At 68.2% G+C, this 18,405-nt stretch carries 15 protein-coding genes; 4 read left to right on the top strand and 11 right to left on the bottom strand.

The window, feature by feature from the left end; genetic code table 11:
- Nucleotides 1–76 precede the first annotated feature (76 nt).
- Complete coding sequence (locus tag AB0P21_RS34100) at nt 77–871, top strand: SDR family oxidoreductase (protein ID WP_363702217.1); 795 nt, start codon at nt 77–79, stop codon at nt 869–871.
- Here the strand turns inward: AB0P21_RS34100 and AB0P21_RS34095 are convergent.
- From AB0P21_RS34095 to AB0P21_RS34085, 3 genes are all read right to left on the bottom strand, one after another.
- Nucleotides 868–1,647: a hypothetical protein gene (locus AB0P21_RS34095; protein WP_363702215.1), complete on the bottom strand. Its 780-nt coding sequence runs from the start codon at nt 1,645–1,647 to the stop codon at nt 868–870. The two genes, AB0P21_RS34100 and AB0P21_RS34095, sit on opposite strands and share 4 nt — an antisense overlap.
- A gap of 2 nt (nt 1,648–1,649) precedes the next feature.
- Nucleotides 1,650–2,495 carry a hypothetical protein gene (locus AB0P21_RS34090; RefSeq protein WP_363702213.1) on the bottom strand — a complete coding sequence of 282 codons (846 nt, stop codon included), beginning with the start codon at nt 2,493–2,495 and terminating at the stop codon, nt 1,650–1,652.
- Nucleotides 2,496–2,583: 88 nt separating this feature from the next.
- A complete protein-coding gene (locus AB0P21_RS34085; RefSeq protein WP_363702211.1) occupies nt 2,584–4,737 on the bottom strand; it encodes a (Fe-S)-binding protein in 2,154 nt (717 codons plus the stop codon).
- Nucleotides 4,738–4,912: 175 nt separating this feature from the next.
- Here AB0P21_RS34085 and AB0P21_RS34080 point away from each other — a divergent pair, with 175 nt between their 5' ends.
- Entirely contained in the window at nt 4,913–6,832 is a 1,920-nt protein-coding gene (locus AB0P21_RS34080) for a protein-arginine deiminase family protein (protein ID WP_363702209.1), read from the top strand.
- Nucleotides 6,833–6,851: 19 nt separating this feature from the next.
- On the opposite strand, the gene AB0P21_RS34075 is transcribed toward AB0P21_RS34080, so the two are convergent.
- Nucleotides 6,852–7,607, bottom strand: a complete 756-nt coding sequence (locus AB0P21_RS34075; protein ID WP_363702206.1) for a DUF4097 family beta strand repeat-containing protein — start codon at nt 7,605–7,607, stop codon at nt 6,852–6,854.
- 40 nt (nt 7,608–7,647) lie between these two features.
- On the bottom strand, nt 7,648–8,337 hold the full coding sequence (locus AB0P21_RS34070) for an SDR family oxidoreductase (RefSeq protein WP_363702204.1): 690 nt from the start codon (nt 8,335–8,337) through the stop codon (nt 7,648–7,650).
- A gap of 129 nt (nt 8,338–8,466) precedes the next feature.
- Between AB0P21_RS34070 and AB0P21_RS34065 the strand changes: the two genes are divergently transcribed.
- The gene (locus AB0P21_RS34065) at nt 8,467–10,965 is read left to right on the top strand and encodes a polysaccharide lyase family 8 super-sandwich domain-containing protein (protein WP_363702202.1); all 2,499 of its coding nucleotides are present in this window, start codon (nt 8,467–8,469) and stop codon (nt 10,963–10,965) included.
- Here the strand turns inward: AB0P21_RS34065 and AB0P21_RS34060 are convergent.
- The 3 genes from AB0P21_RS34060 to AB0P21_RS34050 all read right to left on the bottom strand — a co-directional run bounded on the left by AB0P21_RS34060 (nt 10,962) and on the right by AB0P21_RS34050 (nt 14,429).
- Nucleotides 10,962–12,626: a hypothetical protein gene (locus tag AB0P21_RS34060; RefSeq protein WP_363702200.1), complete on the bottom strand. Its 1,665-nt coding sequence runs from the start codon at nt 12,624–12,626 to the stop codon at nt 10,962–10,964. The two genes, AB0P21_RS34065 and AB0P21_RS34060, sit on opposite strands and share 4 nt — an antisense overlap.
- Nucleotides 12,627–12,836: 210 nt before the next feature.
- Nucleotides 12,837–13,136: a hypothetical protein gene (locus AB0P21_RS34055; protein ID WP_363702198.1), complete on the bottom strand. Its 300-nt coding sequence runs from the start codon at nt 13,134–13,136 to the stop codon at nt 12,837–12,839.
- A gap of 246 nt (nt 13,137–13,382) precedes the next feature.
- Complete coding sequence (locus AB0P21_RS34050; protein ID WP_363702196.1) at nt 13,383–14,429, bottom strand: MerR family transcriptional regulator; 1,047 nt, start codon at nt 14,427–14,429, stop codon at nt 13,383–13,385.
- An 87-nt stretch (nt 14,430–14,516) separates the two neighbouring features.
- On the opposite strand from AB0P21_RS34050, the gene AB0P21_RS34045 reads away from it, so the two are divergent.
- On the top strand, nt 14,517–14,990 hold the full coding sequence (locus tag AB0P21_RS34045) for an AAA family ATPase (protein ID WP_363702194.1): 474 nt from the start codon (nt 14,517–14,519) through the stop codon (nt 14,988–14,990).
- Here AB0P21_RS34045 and AB0P21_RS34040 read toward each other — a convergent pair.
- Genes AB0P21_RS34040 through AB0P21_RS34030 form a run of 3 tightly spaced genes read right to left on the bottom strand, consistent with a single transcriptional unit; the run spans nt 14,980 to nt 18,354 of the window.
- Entirely contained in the window at nt 14,980–15,876 is an 897-nt protein-coding gene (locus AB0P21_RS34040; protein ID WP_363702192.1) for an alpha/beta hydrolase, read from the bottom strand. The two genes, AB0P21_RS34045 and AB0P21_RS34040, sit on opposite strands and share 11 nt — an antisense overlap.
- Nucleotides 15,877–15,902: 26 nt before the next feature.
- Nucleotides 15,903–17,069: an anhydro-N-acetylmuramic acid kinase gene (locus tag AB0P21_RS34035; protein ID WP_363702190.1), complete on the bottom strand. Its 1,167-nt coding sequence runs from the start codon at nt 17,067–17,069 to the stop codon at nt 15,903–15,905.
- A 1-nt stretch (nt 17,070) separates the two neighbouring features.
- Nucleotides 17,071–18,354, bottom strand: a complete 1,284-nt coding sequence (locus AB0P21_RS34030; RefSeq protein WP_363702189.1) for an MFS transporter — start codon at nt 18,352–18,354, stop codon at nt 17,071–17,073.
- Between the last annotated feature and the right edge of the window lie 51 nt (nt 18,355–18,405).

Raw genomic sequence — 18,405 nt, 5'->3', positions numbered from 1 at the left:
AACACCTTCTGATGTCACGCCGCCGCCAGGGTGATGTCAGGGCAGAATGAGAGCGGTCCGTCGAGAGGGGATTGGGATGTCCAGAGGAGTGCTCGTCACCGGTGCGTCACGAGGCGTCGGCGCGGAGGTCGCGAAGGTGTTCGCCGCGGCCGGCGACCGGGTCGTGCTGCATTGCCGGGGCGCGGTCGACAAGGCCGCCGCAGTACTGGCCGAACTGCCTGGCGAGGGCCATTCGGTGGTGTCCGGCGATCTCGGGGATGCCGCCGCAATCCCTTTGTTCATTGAGGAATCGGCACGCAACCTGGGCCGGATCGATGTCTTGGTCAACAACGCGGCGCTGTTCGTCGACGACCCGGTCGCGGGGTCGCGGCGGATCGGACATCCGCTCGCCGACACCTCGTACGACGACTGGGTCGCGGCCTGGCGCCGGACCCTCGCGGTGAACCTGGAGGGTGCCGCTCACCTGACCTGGTGCGTGGCCCGGCAGATGCTCGACGTGACGCCTGCCGATGGCGTCAGACGAGGCGCGATCGTCAACGTGGGGTCGCGAGGCGCGTATCGCGGCGAGCCGGACGTACCGGCGTACGGGGCGAGTAAGGCGGGATTGCACGCCTTCGGGCAGTCGATGGCGGTCGCGTTGGCGCCACATGACATCACGGTGACGTCAATCGCGCCCGGTTTCATCGCGACGGACATGGCAGCACAGGGTCTGAACGGGCCCGGCGGCGACGCGATCCGCGCGCAGAGCCCGTTCGGGCGGGTGGCGACGGCCCCCGAGGTCGCTGCGGCGGTCCATTGGCTGGCATCCGCCGAGGCCGGCTGGTCGAGCGGCGCCGTCCTCGACTTCAACGGCGCCTCGTACCTGCGTTAGCGCTTGAGGATCTTGCTCGCCGGCGGCACGGCGATCGTGACGCCGGTGTTGTAGCCGGTGATGGTCGTCTGGGTCTGCGAACCGGCGCCGCTGGTCATCTGCTTGTAGGTGAGCCGGTCGGGGCCGAGCCAGGTCGCCACCACCGACGTCTTCGGCAGGCCAGCCGGGACCTTCATCCCCATCGCCCGGAGCATCACGGCGTTGTTCAGGGTGAGGTCGTAGCGGTCGACCTTGCGGAAGCCGATGGTGTCGGCCTTGACGAACTTGACCTTGAGCACCGCCTTGCGCATCGCCTTCAACTCCGTCGCGGGGTCAGAGGCGCCCAGCAGTTGCGCGAAGAGCATCGCCGTCGGGTCCGAACTCTTCGGCGAGAACTTGAGGTACTTGCCGTGCAGCTTGGGATCGGGGATGTACAGGTACATCGCGCCCCTGGTCAGGATCCCGTGCGCCGGCCCGCCGAACTGCGGGCTGCTCAGATCCACCCGGACCGCATCCGGCTTGTAGGTCTGAGTGATCGTCGCGGTGAGCACTTGGCCACCAGCGCTCATCCGCATCACGCCGGTCCAGGACTTCACCTTGGCGTAGGCCGCAGCTGTCACTGGCACGAAGGTGGCCGTCGTCAGCCGGGCCGGCGGCGCGACCGCCTTGGCGGGCACCGCAGCCGGCTTCGTCGTACCGGTGACCGGCTTGACCGCGGCGTCGTCGGCGCACCCGGCGACGCCGGCCAGCAGCGGCAGGGTGGCGGCCAGTGCCGCCACCCTGGAACGCACCTTCATGATCAGCGCTTCGCGACGATCTTGTTCGCCGCCGGGGCCGAGATGGCGACCGGCTGGTTGTAGTCGGACATCGTCATCAGCATGCTGACGCCGGGCATCGCGAACTTCATCTGGTAGATCAGCTTGTCGCTGCCCATCCAGGTCGAGTAGACCAGCGTCTTCGGTACTCCGGCCGTTCCGGCGGGGATCTGCTGACCCATCGCCTTCAGCGCCTTCGCGGTGTCGACGGTGACGTCGTACCGGTCCAGCTCGCGGCCGCCGATCGTCTCGGTCTTGACGAACTTGACGCTCTGCAGGCTCTTGTCCCAGCCCTTGTACGAGTTCATCGGGTCCGCGTTCTGGAGCAGGTCACCGAACTGCTTGACCGACGGATCCTTGCTGTCCTTCAGGTTCAGCTTGACGAACTTGCCGGCCCCGGTCTGCTGCGGGATCGACAGGTACAGGTTCGAGCCGACCAGGATCATCTGCATCGCGCCACCGGCGGCCGGCATCACCATGTCCAGCTTCATCGCCAGCGGGTTGGTGCTCTGCGCCGAGGTCATGGTGATGTTCTGGCCACCGGCCGTCATCACCGTCTTGGCCTTCCACGACTTCGCCTTGCCGGTGCCCGCCTTCAGTGCCGGCAGGAAGCTGGCGTTGGTCAGCCGGAGCGGCTCCTCGGCCTTCGGCGGCTCCACCGGAGTACTGCTGGTCGTCGCCGACGGCGTGCTGCTGGTGGCCGGCGCGCTCTGCGATGCGCCACCACCGGCCTGGTCACCGGTCGCCTTGTCGCCCCCGCCACACGCCGCAACGCCCAAAATCATCGGCAGCGCCACCACGGCGGCCGCTGCCCGAGTACGGAACTTCACGATTTTCCTCCCCATTGAAACAACCAGCGGAGCTTATGAGCTGGACAGCTCACCGGGAAGGGAATTTGCCGGAAGTTGCAGAGAACACTCAGTCGCCGCGCTTGACGGACGCGAGCAGCAGCTGGGCGACGTCCTGGACCTCGACCTCCTCGCGGGCCGAGCCGTCGGCCTGCTTGGCGGTCAGCCCGTCGGACAGCATCACCCGGCAGAACGGGCAGCCGGTGGCGATCTTGTCGGCGCCGGTCTCGACCGCCTCGGTGGTCCGGTTCAGGTTGATCCGGGTGCCGGTCTTCTCTTCCATCCACATCCGCGCGCCGCCCGCGCCGCAGCAGAACGACTTGGTCTGGTTGCGCGGCATCTCGGCGAACTCCGCGCCCGGGATGATCTCCAGCAGCTCGCGCGGGGCGTCGTACACCTGGTTGTGCCGGCCCAGGTAGCACGGGTCGTGGTAGGTGATCTTCTGGCCGTTCAGCGAGCTGTCCGCCGGCGCGACCGGGGTCAGCTTGCCCTCGCGGACCAGCCGGTTCAGCAGCTGGGTGTGGTGGATGACGTCCAGCTCGACGCCGAGCTGGGAGTACTCGTTCTTCAGCGTGTTGAAGCAGTGCGCGCAGGTGGAGACGACCTTCTTCGCGCCGGTCTCCTTGAACACCTCGGCGTTCTGCATCGCCAGCTGCTGGAAGACGAACTCGTTCCCGGCCCGGCGGGCCGGGTCACCGGTGCAGGTCTCCCCGTCCCCCAGTACTGCGAACGACACCCCCGCGATGTTCAGCAACTCGGCGACGGCCTGGGTGGTCTTCTTGGCGCGATCCTCGAAGGCGCCGGCGCAACCGACCCAGAACAGGTACTCGACCTCGTCCAGCGTCTCGACGTCGGTGCCGACCGTCTTGACCTCGAACGGCAGCCCCTTGGCCCAGTCCATCCGGCCGGACGGGTTCATGTTCCACGGGTTGCCCTTGTTCTCCAGGCCCTTGAACAGCCCGTTCAGCTCGGACGGGAACGACGACTCGATCAGCACCTGGTAGCGGCGCATGTCCATGATCGCGTCCACGTGCTCGATGTCGACCGGGCACTGCTGGACGCAGGCGCCACACGACGTACAGGCCCAGAGCGCCTCCTCGTCGATCACGGCGACGTCGGCCGGACCGACCAGCGGGCGCTCCTGCTCGGCCATCACCAGCTCCGGCAGCGACTTGCGGGCGTCGTCATCGGCGGCCAGCAGGTACGGCGCCTTGGCGTACGCGTGCTCGCGCAGGTTCATCATGATCAGCTTGGGCGACAGCGGCTTGTCGGTGTTCCAGGCCGGGCACTGCGACTGGCAGCGGCCGCACTCGGTGCAGGTGGTGAAGTCGAGCAGGCCCTTCCAGGTGAAGTCCTCGATCTTGCCGACGCCGAGCGCGGCGTCCTCGTCCAGCTCCTCGATGTTCTCGAAGTCGATCGGCTCGCCCTTGACCATGATCGGCTGCAGCGCGCCGAGCGCGGTACCGCCATCGGCCTTGCGCTTGAACCAGATGTTCGGCCAGGCGGTGAACCGGTGCCAGGCGACGCCCATGGTGGCGTTCAGCGAGATGGTGATCATCCAGGCGAACGAGATCAGGATCTTGATCATCGCGACCAGGTAGACGGTGTTCTCCAGCGCGTGCTCGCTCAATCCGCCGAACAGGCCCTGGCCGACGAAGAACGTGCTCGGGAAGTGGAACTTGCTGCCCGCACCGAGCTCGTACTCCAGCCCGCGCAGCAGCAGGATGCAGATCAGCACGCCGAGGATCGTGTACTCGACGTAGTACGCCTGCCAGGCGCGGGAGCCGAAGAACCGGCTGTACCGGGCCTTCTCGCCCTTCGGCAGGTTGCGCAGCCGGATCGCCATCAGCCCGATGATCGAGATCAGCCCGGTCCAGGTGAGGAACTCGCTGACCCACTCGAAGACGAACCAGTGCCCGATCAGCGGCAGCGCGAAGTGCGCGTCGAACAGCTGCCCGAACGCCGTCACCAGGCTGAGCACCAGCCCGAGGAAGCCGAACGCCACGAACCAGTGCAGGACGCCGATGTGGCTCCACTGCAGCATCCGGGTGTGCAGCAGCGACTCCTTGGCCAGTGTCGCGGTGCGCTGCCCCGGGTTGTCGGTGCGCCCGGCGGTCGGCTGACCGAGCTTGATCACGCTGATGATGTGCCCGATCGTCTTGCCGAACAGCGCGATACCGACAGCGGCGATCGCGAGCGAGACGACGATGGCGAGGATCTGCATACCAGCGATGTTATTGGTTGGTTACCGGTCAGTCATGTCGGTGTCGGCCTCATCACCCCCCGCGTGTTGCGTCTCACTTCCGCGGGGACCGGAACGGGACGCGTTCCTGACAGGTTGCCGACATCGGATCGGGAGGCTGGGAACGACTTGTTACCGGCTGTGAAGGATCCATCGGATGAGACGACCCGTGACCCGCGACCTGCTTGTGGTGGGCGCTGTCACCGCCCTGATGACCGGTGCTGCCATCGCGCCCGCGGCAGCCACCAGTACGCCGTACGCGCGACTGCTGGCCGGGCAGCCGGCGCTGTTCCTGGCCAATCTCGACGACGACGCCGGCCGGTGTCAGGCGCCGGCCAGGAAGATCGCGGCCGCGGCGGTGGCGCGTGAGGCCGCCAATGACGAAGCCTTCTACAAGAAGAAGGACGAGCTGTCCGAACTGCCGGACAAGGACGAGGCGGAGCGGCTGTACCAGTTGCTGGTGAAGTCGCATCAGAAGGAGCAGAACCTCGCCGACCGGGAGATGGCTGCCTGCAACGACGCCGCGGATTCGGTGGTGAACGGCACGCAGGACGAGAAGGATCTGGCGCGGATTCGCACTCTGCCTTGGATTCTGGCGCCGAAGGATGCCAGAGGGCAGCTCGCTGTGTCGGGGTCCGTGAACTTGTTCGTCAAGCGGTCGTCGGGCTGGCAACTCGTTGGCCCCTCGACGCGGTTGACGGCCGCTGAGCTGCGGCGCGGGGTCGAGCTGGGGATCGAGGGCAAGGACATCGTCCGCGACTCGGCGGTCTGGGACGGTACGGCGAACGTGACGCTGACCGTGACGGCCGGCGGCTCGACCGCGACCGATCACGTGGTGCTGAAGGAAGCGCCGGTGCTGACCCAGCTCAACACCCAGAAGCTCGAGTACGTCTTCTCGTCGCTCAGTGACGACGCGGAGACCAAGGGCTGGCAGGACGTCGTGCGCAAGCAGGCCAAGGCTTCGGGCGCGCCGCTGAGGATCCTCGACCAGAGCGGCGACTCGTGGACGCAGGACATCTTCGAACCGGCGTACATGTCGATCCCTGGTCCGGGCGGGAAGCCACAGGGGATGAAGGTGCTGCTGGGGTCGGTCAACGACGACCGCCGGGTCGGATCCCGGGTGATCTTCACCGAGTTGGCCGGGCGCGATGTGGCCGCCGTCCACAACGAACACGTGCCGACGGCCGACGAGAACAACAGCTACGACTCGATGGGCAACCTCGAGACGCTGCCGCCGACACCCGGACACCCGCTCGGGCAGATCGTGCTGGGTGGCGACGGGCTCGACCACAAGACCGGCCCGGCGACTGAGATGGTCGAGCTGCTGAAGTCGCAGGGCAAGCAGGAGATCATCTCGGTCGACACCTCGTGGCTGACGATCGGGCACGTGGACGAGTTCATCCAGTTCGTTCCGGTGCCTGGCAGCCCACGTGGCTGGAAGGCCGTGGTCGCCGATCCAACCGCCGGGCTCAACCTGCTGAAGGGCGTCCAGAAGGCCGGCCAGGGCGGCAAGATCATGCACGGCAACCTGCCGAAGCTGGAGTGGCCGTACGACGAGCGGATCGACCAGCGCTCGACCAACGAGTTCCTGGCCGACGAGCAGTTCGTCGGGACCAACGAGGAGGCAGCAGCCAAGATCCAGGCGAACCTCGCCGTGCTCGAGCAGAAGTCCGGGCTGACCGACGCCGACGTCGTCCGGATCCCGGCCCTGTACACGGCCCGCAGCCTCGACTACGGCATGCTCGAGACCGAGATCCGCTCGACGCCTGACGGTCCCGAGAAGGACAAGCTGGTCGCCAGACTGCACGCGATGCGCGATGCCGTCGCCGAGATCCCCGGCACGGTCAACGGACTCGTCCTGAACGCCGGCCGGTACGTCGCGCCGAAGACCTACGGCCCGGTCGTGAACGGCAAGGACGTCTTCGCCACTGCCATCGACAAGGCCTTCGCCGGGATCGGCTACCAGATCGCCTATGCCGACGACCTCACCTCCGTGCACATCTCCGAAGGTGAGATCCACTGCGCGACCAACACCCTGCGCATCACCCCGGCCAAGGGGTGGTGGAAGCAGGGCTAAGGCGCAACGGGCAGCAGGGCTACGGCGCCTTCACCTGGCCGGTGGTGGTCGAGGTCCGGAGGTTGAGGTTCGCGCCGGGGACGGCTGTGACGGTGATGGCGCCAGAGATGGTGCCGGCCCGTACGTCGCCGCTGGCCGTGGCGTGGATCGTGATTGCGCCACTGGTGTTGTCGGCGCGAATCGAGCCGCCCTGGAAGTCGCGGACGGTGATGCCGCCGCTGACCGACTTCACGGTCACCTCGCCGCTGGTGGCGGCCAGCACGATGGCGCCACTCGCAGTACGGGCTGTGACGCGGTGGCCGGCGCCGACCGAGACCGCGCCGGACTGGCTGGTCGCGTTCACGTCGGTGGCCTTCTGGATGGTCACGGCGCCGGAGCCGGACTCGACGAACACCCGGCCCGCCTCCGGCACCGACACGTTGCCCGACCCGGTGGTGAGCTCCGCGTCGGCCAGACCGGCAGCGCCGATATGGGCGCTGTCGGCCCGGGCGACGAGAGTGCTGCCAGGCGGCGCCACCACCGTGACCTCGACCGGCGCGGCGTTCTGCGTACTGGTGCCGTGAACTGTGGCGATGAGCTGCCCGGCCGGGCCGGACTCAACGGCTGCATCCCGTACGGCGGCAGCCGACGGGCCCTCTTCCTCGGTGGTGGACAGCCCCACCACTGCTCGGGTGCAGTCCTCGCGGACCTGCACCTTCACCGAGCCGGCCTGCGCGAACACGCCGACCTCGATCGCGATCGGACCATCGACCGGTGCTTCGTAACCTCGACGCATGGCAAGCCTCCTGGGGCGGTGGAGCACCCAAGATAGTCCGTCAGGCGACCCGGGCGCCGCCGTCCAGGTGCAGGTCGATCGCGTTCGCGGCGCCGTTGCGGAGCAGGAAGTCGGTGGCGTCGACCACCTCGGCCATGGTCGCGGCCCGGCCGGTCGGCGTCCGGCTGACCAGCAGCGTCTGGTCGCGGTCGGCCCAGGTCGGGCTGTCACCGACGACACCGGGGTGCAGCGCGTTGACCCGAACCGGGGCCAGCTCGACGGCCAGCGTGCGCATCACGCCGGAGACGGCGCCGTTGGTCGCGGTGATCATCGTCGAGCCCGGGTACGGCCGGAGCTTGCCGAGGCCGCCGAAGAGCACGATCGAGGCACCCGGCCGGAAGCGCTCGTGCAGCACCCGGGCGACCTCGGTGTAGCCGACCAGCTTGACCGTCGAGGCCTTCACGGCGTCGGCGATGCTGAAGTCCTTGACCGTGTTGCCGTACTGCTCGATCGCGGTGATCACCAGGTGGTCCAGCTCGCCGATGTCGGCCAGCGCCTTCTCGATCGTCTCCGGGTCGGCGAGGTCGATGGCCAGGCCACGAGTGTTGCCACCGATCTCGGCTGCTGCGGCCTCCGCGCGCTCGGTGGAGCGGCTGGTCACGACGACCGAGTCGCCCCGGCCCGCGTAGTACCGGGCGATCTCCCGGCCGAGGCCACCGCTTCCTCCGACAACCAGCACTGACGACGCCACTTGGGACCACCCTCTGAGGTTTGCAGTTGAAATTTCATCTAAAGCATAGCGCGGTCAGCGATTGCCGTTACATAGTTTCGGCTGATTGACTCAGGGTGTGAGGTTTTTCTCCTTCGCCCGGGAGTACCAGTGCAGCTCAGTCGCCGTCGCCTGCTGTCTTTCGTCCCCGCCGCCGCCCTGCTGACCGCGGTCAGACCTGCCTCGGCAGCGGCCTCAGAAGCACCACGTCTGCTCGGCAACCTGCTCGCCATCTTCACCGGTACGCCGGAGTCGAACGCGCGGCCGGAGGTCAAGGCCAAGCTCGCGACCCTCGACCAGACCGCCCGCACCCGGCTCGCCGCACTGGACCGCGCCAAACCCGGAGAACTCTTCGCCGGCCTCCCGCTCGGCACCAGCGATCCGAACCTCAGCGCCTCCTTCCAGCACCTCTACGAGATCGCGCTCGCCACCAGGCGCCCCGGCCCGGCCTCCGACCTGCAGGGCAACACCGCAGTACAGGCTCGAGTGCTCGACAAGCTGCGCTGGCTGCACGCGAACTACTATGGCGACCAGGCGACGGGTTACTACGGCAACTGGTTCACCTGGGAGATCGGCATCTCCGGGTACGCCGGGAAGACGCTCGCGCTGCTCGACGCCCCGGCCGACCTGATCACGACGTACGTCGCCTCGATGGACGCCTATCTGCGCAACGGCAAGAACGGCGACGTCGACCTCGACTCGCGCTTCCACACCGGCGCGAACCTGGTCGACATCACTGCCAACCGGATCATCCAAGGCGCGCTGCTCGACGACGACGCGCGAATCCGCAAGGCGTTGCAGGACCAGTTCACGGTCTTCGCCACGGTCGATCCGGATCGTCTCCAGCACGGCGTCACCGACGGGTACTACGCCGACGGTTCGTTCATCCAGCACGACTCGGTCGCCTACACCGGCTCGTACGGCAAGGCCCTGCTGACCCGCGTCGTGCAGACCGTGAAGACCCTCGACGGCACCAGCTACGCCTCCAGCGGCGAACTGGTGAAGGTGGTGCAGGGCTGGGTCGAGCACGGGTTCGCGCCGCTGATCTTCGAGGGCTGGATGATGGAGATCGTCAAGGGCCGGGCGATCTCGCGGCCCGCGACGGGGTACGACGACGTCGCGGTGGTGATCGAGGCGATCGTCGATCTGGCCGACTACGCGGCCGCCGCGGACGCCGGGAGGCTGCGCGGCTACGTGAAGTTCACCGCACGGCCGACGCTGAACCCGAACAGCTTCGTCTCGCCGGTCAGCATCGCACGGCTCGCCGATATCGTTGCTGATAGCAACATCAAGCCGGTGGACCTCAACCCGGCCGCGAGTTCGGTCGCCTTCAACTCGATGGACCGGACCGTGCACCGCCGGCCCGGCTACGCGTTCGCGCTGGCGCGCAGCTCGGGCCGGATCAGCAAGTACGAGTACATGAGCGGCGAGAACCTGCTGCCGTGGTTCCAGGGCGACGGCGCCCACTACCTCTACCTGAGCGGGCAGGACCAGACGCAGGCGTACGGCGTCGACTACCTGACCACCGTTTCGCCGTACCGGCTGGCTGGGATCACTACACCTTTGGAGCAACGCAAATCGATCCCCGAGCTCTATGGCACGGCGTACTACGACCGCCCGCCGGAGTTCACCGCCTCGTCGGAGCTGCAGAACAAGTACGTCTACTTCCCGGTCGGCACGAACCAGTACTCCGGCGGCGCGACCTTGGGCGCCTACGGAGTCGCCGGCTGGATCCAGTCGAGCGACCAGGCCTATGCCGATCGCGACCACCTCCCGGCCGACTTCGTGACCTATCGCAACGCTGAGTCGACCAAGTCGTGGTTCCTGCTGGACGACGAGATCGTCGTACTCGCAGCGGGGATCAACAGCCCAGCCATCACCACCCTCGATGCGCGCATCGCGGGACCGGCGGACGAAGTGCAGCTGACCGGCCGGCAGCGAAACGGCCGGCCCTGGTCGGGCACAGGCGCTGGTGACCTCGACTGGCTCCGCTACGCCAACGCCACCGCAGGCACCGCCCTCGGCTACTACTTCCTGCAACCGAGCCCAGTAGCGGTAGGCCTTGAGCAGGTCACGCGCAGCCGCCGTGTCATCCGCACGGCCAACCCGGACACCGCAGTCAGCAAGCAGGTCTTCACGCTCACCCACGAGTCGGCATCAGCGGGCTCCACCTATGCCGCCCCACCCCCGCCGCGCAGCTCACTCGCCTACGCCCTCGTCCCCCACGCCACCGAAGCCACCCTCCACACCTACCGCCGCGGCCGGCTCCTGCTGCTCTCCAACACCCCACGCCTCCAGGCGATCCACCACCCGGGTCTCCACCTGACAGCGGCCAACACCTTCACCCCTGGCCGCCACCAGCTCCTCAACTACACGATCGACGGCCCGGCATCCTTCCTCACCCAACACCGCGCGGGCACCACCACGATCGCGATCTCAGACCCGACCATGACCCGCTCGACCATCACGGTGACGATCCTGGCCCGCTGGCTCACCAAAGTCACCGCAGATCCAGGGGTCACCGTGCAGCACACCCTCACCGGCACCCGCCTGACCTACACCACCCACCAAGCACACGGCCGCACGCTCACGGCCACCTTCCGCGGCTAGCTCCCGCCGCCGCCGACCGTCTGGCTGCGGATCCCGATCACCCGGGTCTTGCCGGTCGAGGGGATGACCAGCGCGACCTCGTGCAGGTAGTCCTGCCGGAGAGTCTGGAAGTACTTAACATTGTTGCTGTAGGCAAGCACTTCGCCGCTGGTCCAGAACGCGTTGTTGCCCGGCTCGATGGTCTGCAGGAACTGTTCGGTCAGGTTGACGAAGACCAGCGCGTCGCCGTTCGCGGCAATGAAGGTGGTCGGCTGTCCGGACAGTCTGAAGGTGTCGGCAACGGTCGATATGTAGTCCTTGACGGGCTGGTCGCGGATCTCCTTGGCCCGCGCGGCCAGCAGCACGGTCAGGTCCGCCGACGCCACGAAGGAAGCGGCCTGCCGGGATGCTGGGCCCTCCGACAGGTACTTCGCCAGGTTGTTGCCGGCGGTCTGCGGCAGCAGCGGAAGCTTCGCCATGTCCGCCTGGCCCGGCACCCGCAGGCCTTCCAGTGGCGGCACGTCCACCGCCGTCGCGGGGAAGACAGCGTGCGTCAGCAGCCACGGCGACCCCGCGTTGCTCCGCTCCCAGACGCCCAACTGCCGCTCGGTCAGGCCGGTGGACAGCTTCGCCGTACTGACGAAGCGCATCGGGTAGCTCGCGAACTCGGGCGCGCCGACCTCGATGTCCGAGTAGCTCACCGGCTTCGCAATGTTCTTGCCGGCAGCATCGATCTTGGCGGAGATGAAGGTGGCCGCGCGGGTCTGCACGAGCCGCGGACCGGCTTCGATCGTGGCAGCCAGTTTGGCGTCGCGGGTCTGGTTCACCCGGTTCTGGACCTCGGCGTACTTGTCCAGCAGCAGTTGCCCGTCGGCCAGCGTCACCGCGGGCTTGGTGCTGATCTCCTGGCTGACGTTCTTCAGCGGCACGGCGGCGCAGCCGGTGGTCACCAGCAACGCGGCGGCCGCGAGGCCCGCAGTACGGCGTACCTGGGTGGTCTGTTTCGGCGCCGGCGGCGTGTACGGCATCACCGGCGCGACCACGGGGACCGGGATCGGCAGCGGGATCGGCGGCGCCGGACGGCGGCGGACGAACATCAGCAGCAGGCCGATGACGAGCAGCAGGATTCCGCCGCCGAAGATCATCAGGCAGGTTCCGAAGAGGCCGTCGATCTCGATCCCGAAGGTCACCTGCGCGTCGACGCCGGGTGAGCCGTCGGCATTCAGCACCGCCACGTCGTACCGGCCGTCGACGATCGGCCAGCTGATCGACTGGTCGCCGGTCCCGGTCGCCTGGACGGTCCACCAGTCCAGCCCGGCCGGCGGGGTCAGCGCGGCCGACCTGCCCTTCATCGCCTGGGTCTCGAACCGCGACGGCAGGTCGAACGAGACGACCCGGCTGTACTCCGAGCCGGCCAGGTAGCTGGCCACGTCGAGGTCGCGACCGACCCCGACGAAGACCGGCTTGGCCGCCGACGCGGTCACGTGCAGCGTCGGGCCGTGCCGGTCGACCAGGTCGGGCGCGGTCATCACCGCCACCCCCCGGCTCGACAGCGGCTGTGCACCGGTGTCGAGGGTGTCGTCGGGACCGACCAGCCAGAACGCGGCGACGCCTGCGGCCACCGTGACCAGTAACCCCACCAGAGCCAGCAGCAGACCGAAGACGATGCGGGCGAAACGCATGAAAGCACTCCCGTTGGAACGGCAAACTTCGGCCCTGGGCGGAGGGCCGACCGGTACAGACCACAGCGGGGCGTGCAGGAACCCGCCGTCCACCCGTCGTACCCGGGATAACTGATCCCGCAGTGATCTGTTACGCCCAGTCGTCAATTCGCCCCAGGGCAGGCTGCCGCTCGCCCTGCCTCATGCGGACAGGACGAGGGTTTCGATCAGCTAGCCGCGGCCGCGGGGGATGTACAGGCTGCGGCGGAGCCGGAGCTCGTCGCGGATCCCCGGTGGGACCGGCAGGTTGCGCTCCAGCAAGGCGGCCTCGCAGGCCTCCAGGCTCTGCAGCAGCCGGTCGGCGCGTGGTCCACCGACGGCGCCGATCCTGGGCGCACCACGCTCCAGTTGGTTCGCTGACCTGGCAGCGTTCAGTTCGGCGAAGATCACGCCGAGCGTGATGTCGGACGGTCTCAGCCGCAGCGGTTCGGCCGGGGCCTGGACTGACGGAAGGAACAGGGGGAACGACATCTACATCGCCTCGTCACACCGGAGGCTCAATGGCGCGCTCGACCTTGAGGCGCCAATAACTCCGATGTCTCAAGGTACTCCTACTACCGCCGCCCGGACGCTTCTACTGCTCAGCAGGCTCGCCCCGGCGAGCGCAGTACCGGCTGCACACGCCAGTACCGCGCCCCGCGCGCCGGCTGCGGCGACGGCAGAAAACGCCGCTGTGTAAGCGATTGATGACAGCGAGAGAGCTTTAGAAGGTGGGCGTCACCCGTCGAGGCGGGTTGGCATCACCAGCGTGGTGAAGGTGCCCTGGTCGGCCGAGCGGACCACCACGGGCCGGTCCACGGCGCAGAGCTCCAGCAGGACATCTGGTCCGACGCTCACGCTCAGCGCGGCTGCCAGCAACGAAGCCGAGAAGCCGAGTTGTACGGCCCCCGAGCCGATGCCTTCCAGTTCTCCGAGCGACTCCCCCGAGTCCACCGCTGTCACCTTGAGCCGGCCCGAGTCGATGTCCAGGGCGACAGTCTCCCCAGTCAGGATCGACAGCAGTTGCTGCCGATCGACCACCACCCGGCAGACCGGCGGCGTCAGCCCGTCGAGAATCGACTGGTACGCCGGGAACTCCTCGTCCACCACCGGCAGGGCTCGAGACTCACCGTCGACCACCAACGCAGTACCGCTCGGCCCGGTCTCCAGCCGGACCTCGGCCGCAGCCCCGACCCACCGAGCCAGCGCCGTCAGCTCAGCCGCGTGGACCAGCAGATTGCGCGGATGCCCGGCAAACGACACCGGCTGCAGCTTCCGCACCGACAACCGGTACCGATCGGTCGCCACCACCGACAACTCGTCCTCAGCAAGCTCGAAGAAGACGCAAGCCAGCGCAGGAATCTCATCAGTCGACGCCGCCGCAACCGCCACCTGCCGGATCGCACTGGCAAGCTCCGCGCCGCCCAACGTCACCGCGCACTCATAAGGCACCGCCGGCATCGAGGCGAGGATCCGGGCCGTCGCCCGCCGAGCCGCGTCCGCCTTGCCCTCGACCGTCCGCAGATGAGCCTGTACGACGGCCACGCCGGCCGCCGCGCCCTCATCGAGCACCACCCGTACTTCGGCCAGCGGCAGGTCGATCTCCCGCAGATCGCGCAGCAACGCGGCCCGTGGCTCCTGCGACGGCGAGTAGTAGCGATAGCCGTTCTGCTCGTCGACCGAGGCCGGCCGGAGCAGCCCGCAGTCGTCGTAGAAGCGCAGTGCGCTCGGGGTCAGCCCGACCTGGCGGGCGAAGGCGCTGATCGTCAGCAGCTCGTCTGTCATGTCGCCGATCCTGGGTCTTCGACCAACTCGAAGGTCAACCTGCCGACCCGGCACCCGGCGTTCACCCGGCCGGGTGAAAATAAGGCTGTGACGAGATTGTTCGTGGTGTCCGGCGCCCCGGGCGCGGGCAAGTCGACGGTGGTCCCGGAGCTGCTGCGGCTGCGCTCGGGTCCGCTGGTCGTGATGGACATGGACGAACTGCTCGACCACGACGGCCGGCTGCTGGGGATCAAGATCGCCGATCCGTCGGCCGCGGCGATCTGGCCCGCGTACAACGCGCTGTGGCTCCGGATCACCGAGCTGATCCGCCGCTCCGGCCTCCCGGTGCTGCTGCTCTCCCCGCTGTTCCCGACGGAGCTCCCCGAGGGCCGCTGGCTGCACCTCGACTGCCCCGATCCAGTACGCCGTAAGCGGCTGGCTGAACGCGGCTGGTCGAAGCAGCGGATCATCGACGCGCTCAAGGACGCCGCCGAGACCCGCAAACTGGTCCCCAGGTCGGTGCGCGGCGACGGCACCCCCGAGGAGTCGGCCCGGCAGATCCTTGCCTGGGTCAACGAGTGAACCAGTCCCGCAGGATCGCGCCGTAGTCCTCGCTGATCCCGTCCACCGAGCGGTCCGGCGTACCGGGCCAGTGGCCGACGCCAGGGATCCGGACGCTCTCCACCTGCGTGTTGCCCGACACCGCGGCCGCTCGCCGCCAGACGTCCAGCGTCTCCGGCACCGGCAGGTTTGCCTCGTCCTCGCCGTGCATCAGCAGCACCGGGCACTTCACGGTCGCGTAGAGCGGCTCCGACGCGAAGTCGATCTCGTGCCACACCGGCAGCTCGTCGCCCAGGTCCACCGGGATCCCGGCCAGGTCGAACCACGGCTCGCCGGACTGCCGCTGCAGCAACTCATCCACAGCCACCCGCTCCGCCGAGTCCCGAGCCACCTCGCCGCGCTTCTTGCCGCGCAGCAACTCAGCCACCTCATCGCGGATCTCCAGAGCGCCAGCGACGTCATACCCAGCCCGCCGAACCGACAGCTCCGTAGCGAACCGCATCTGCGCGGCAGGACTCACTCCAGCGCACCCGAGCAGCAACAGGAACGCTGTCTCCGGCAACTGCTGCGCAGCGAGCGCCGCCACCCACGTGCCCTGACTGACACCCCAGAACCCAACCGGTACGTCGTGATGCGCCTTCAGTTCGCGATAGGCCGCAACCGCCCCCTCAGCCTGTACGGCGTACGGGATGTCCACATCGTCGTACGGCCAAGGCGCCCGCTCAAACGCCAGTACTGCGACCCCCAGCGGCGCCAGCGTGGCTGCGAGGTGCTCAAAGATCGCCTGCCGGTACGCCGAACTGCTGGACCCGTGCAGCGCCACCACCCCAGCCCTGACCGGCACCTCGGTAGGCACGGTCAGCAGCGCCGGCCGGCCATCGACGGAGATCTCCTGAGCCTTGATCATCGCTGGATCGTCACACGGCCACCGGGTCAGCTCAATCGCAACGCAGTCGGCGGCTGCACAGGCGGCGGCGACACCGGCAACGGCCCCGCGCCAGGCGTGATCGACCCGAGCACACTGGTGTGCCGTGCTCCCGTACAGCTCGGCACAGTCCCGCCCAGCCCATTCACCGTCAGGAACCCCAGTACTGCGAACGCGTACGCCTCCTTGGCCGCCGACGGCAATCCCAGCTCATCAGTACTGCGCAGCGGCACGCCACGCAGCTCCTCGGCCAGCATGCTCATCAGCACCGGGTTGCGGATGCCGCCACCGGCCGCGATCACCTCTGTCCCGCCATGAGCGCGTACTGCGTCGGCGACCGTCCGTGCGGTCAGCGCCGTGACTGTGGCGACCAGGTCGTCCGACGGGATCTGCGGCAAGCCGCTCATCGCCTCTGCCAGGTAACCGAGGTGGAAGAGCTCCTTGCCGGTGCTCTTGGGCGCCGGCCGCGCGTAGTACGGCTCAGCGAGCAGGCGGTCGAACAGCTCTGGGTGAATCAGTCCTCGGCCTGCCATCACCCCGTCCGCGTCGAAGGTCGACTGCCCGCCGGTGAGGTCGCGGACGACCGCGTCCGCCAGCGCGTTGGCCGGGCCGGTGTCGAAGGCGATCGGATCACCAGTCGCCGGGACCACAGTGATGTTGGCGATCCCGCCGAGGTTGAGCGCGACCGGCGTACCGGGACGGCCGCTCAGCCAGAGGACGTCGACGATGCTGACCAGTGGTGCGCCTTGACCGCCGGCGGCGACATCGCGCGAGCGCAGGTCGGACACCACCGCGACACCGGTCGCCTCGGCGATCCAGGCGGGCTGCCCGAGCTGCAGCGTGCCGCGCACCTGTCCGTCGTCGACCCAGTGGAAGACGGTCTGCCCGTGCGAGACGATCAGGTCGGCCTGGCCGCCGCAGAGCTGCTCGACCGCCTGCTGGGCGACCGCCGCGAAGGCTTGGCCGATCCCGGTGTCGAGCCGGCAGACCTGCTCCAGCGAAGTGGTTGCTGGAGGCAAGGATTTGGCGATCTCGTCCCGCAATGGCGCGGGGTACGTGTCGCTGAGCAGGCCCAGCGGGGTGAGCACCAGCTGGCCGTCCTCGATCCGCAGGTCGGCGGCCGCCGCGTCGATCGCGTCGTACGAGGTGCCGGACATCAGGCCGATGACGCGCATCTCAGTCCCGCAACTCGCGCTGGTGGTCGTCGCCGCGCAGCGTGAGCAGCGCGATCACGGAGACCGCGCAGGTGGCGACCACGTAGTACGCGGGGATGTCGATGTTCTTGGTCCGCTTGATCAGCTCGGTGATGATCAGGCCGGCCGAGCCGGAGAAGACGGCGTTCGACAGCGAATAGGCCAGCCCGAGACCGGTGTACCGCGCTCTGGTGGGAAACATCTCTGCCAGCATGGCCGGTCCCGGCCCGGCCATCAACCCGACCACCAGCCCGGCGGCGAAGACCGCGAAGCCCTTGGCGGCGTTCGAGCTCTCCTTGTCCTGGAGCAGATTCATCAGCGGGAAGGCCAGTACGACGACCAGCGCCGCGCCCGTCACCATCACCGGGCGACGACCGATCTTGTCGCTCAACCAGCCCGCGGGCATGATCGAGATCGCGAAGCCCAGGTTGGCCAGAACCGTTGCCACCAGCGCCTGCTGGAAGGTGGCGTTGAGGGTCGCCTGCAGGTACGACGGCATCACCACCAGGAAGGTGTAGCCGGCCGCGGACCAGCCCATCAGCCGGCCGATGCCGAGGGCGATCGCCTTGGCCACCTCCACCTTGTCGGCCGGCGGCCCTGCCTCCTGCTGGACCTTGGCGAAGTTCGGCGTCTCCTCCAGCCTCAGGCGCAGGAACAACGCGACGAGGCCGAGCGGGAGCGCCAGCAGGAACGGCACTCGCCAGCCCCAGTCGGTCAGCGCCTCCTTGCTCAGCACCGTCGCGAGGATCGCTGCTAGCCCCGCGCCGACCAGCAGTCCGAGCGCGACGGTCAGCGACTGCCAGGCGCCGTACAGGCCGCGCTTATTCTTCGGCGCGAACTCGGTCATGATCGACACCGCGCCGCCGAACTCACCACCGGCCGACAGCCCCTGCAGCGCCCGGACCAGGGTCAGCAGCCACGGCGCGGCGGCGCCGACGGTCGCGTACGTCGGCAGCAGGCCGATCAGCGTGGTCGACGCGGTCATCAGCAGCAGGACCAGGATCAGCGTCGGACGCCGGCCGATCCGATCGCCGACCCGGCCGAACACCGCGGCCCCGATCGGCCGGAAGAAGAACGCCAGCGCGAACGAGGCGTAGGTCTTGATCAGGCTCTCGGCGTCGCTGGTCGAGGTGCTGCTGAAGAAGTTCGCCGCGATCACCGTGGCGAAGAAGCCGTAGGCGCCGAACTCGTACCACTCGACGAAGTTCCCGACCGTACCGGCCACCAGGGACCTGCGGGTCCGCCTGGCCTCGAGTGCTGTGGTCATCGTTCCTCTTCCCGGCTCGGCCCCCGAAACTTTCCTCCCGCCAATACCCCC

Origin of the sequence: Kribbella sp. NPDC056861 (assembly GCF_040687575.1) — a bacterium.
Taxonomy (GTDB): Bacteria; Actinomycetota; Actinomycetes; order Propionibacteriales; family Kribbellaceae; genus Kribbella.
The sequence above is the reverse complement of the archived record's forward strand: the minus strand, read 5'-3'. Positions and strand labels throughout refer to the sequence as shown.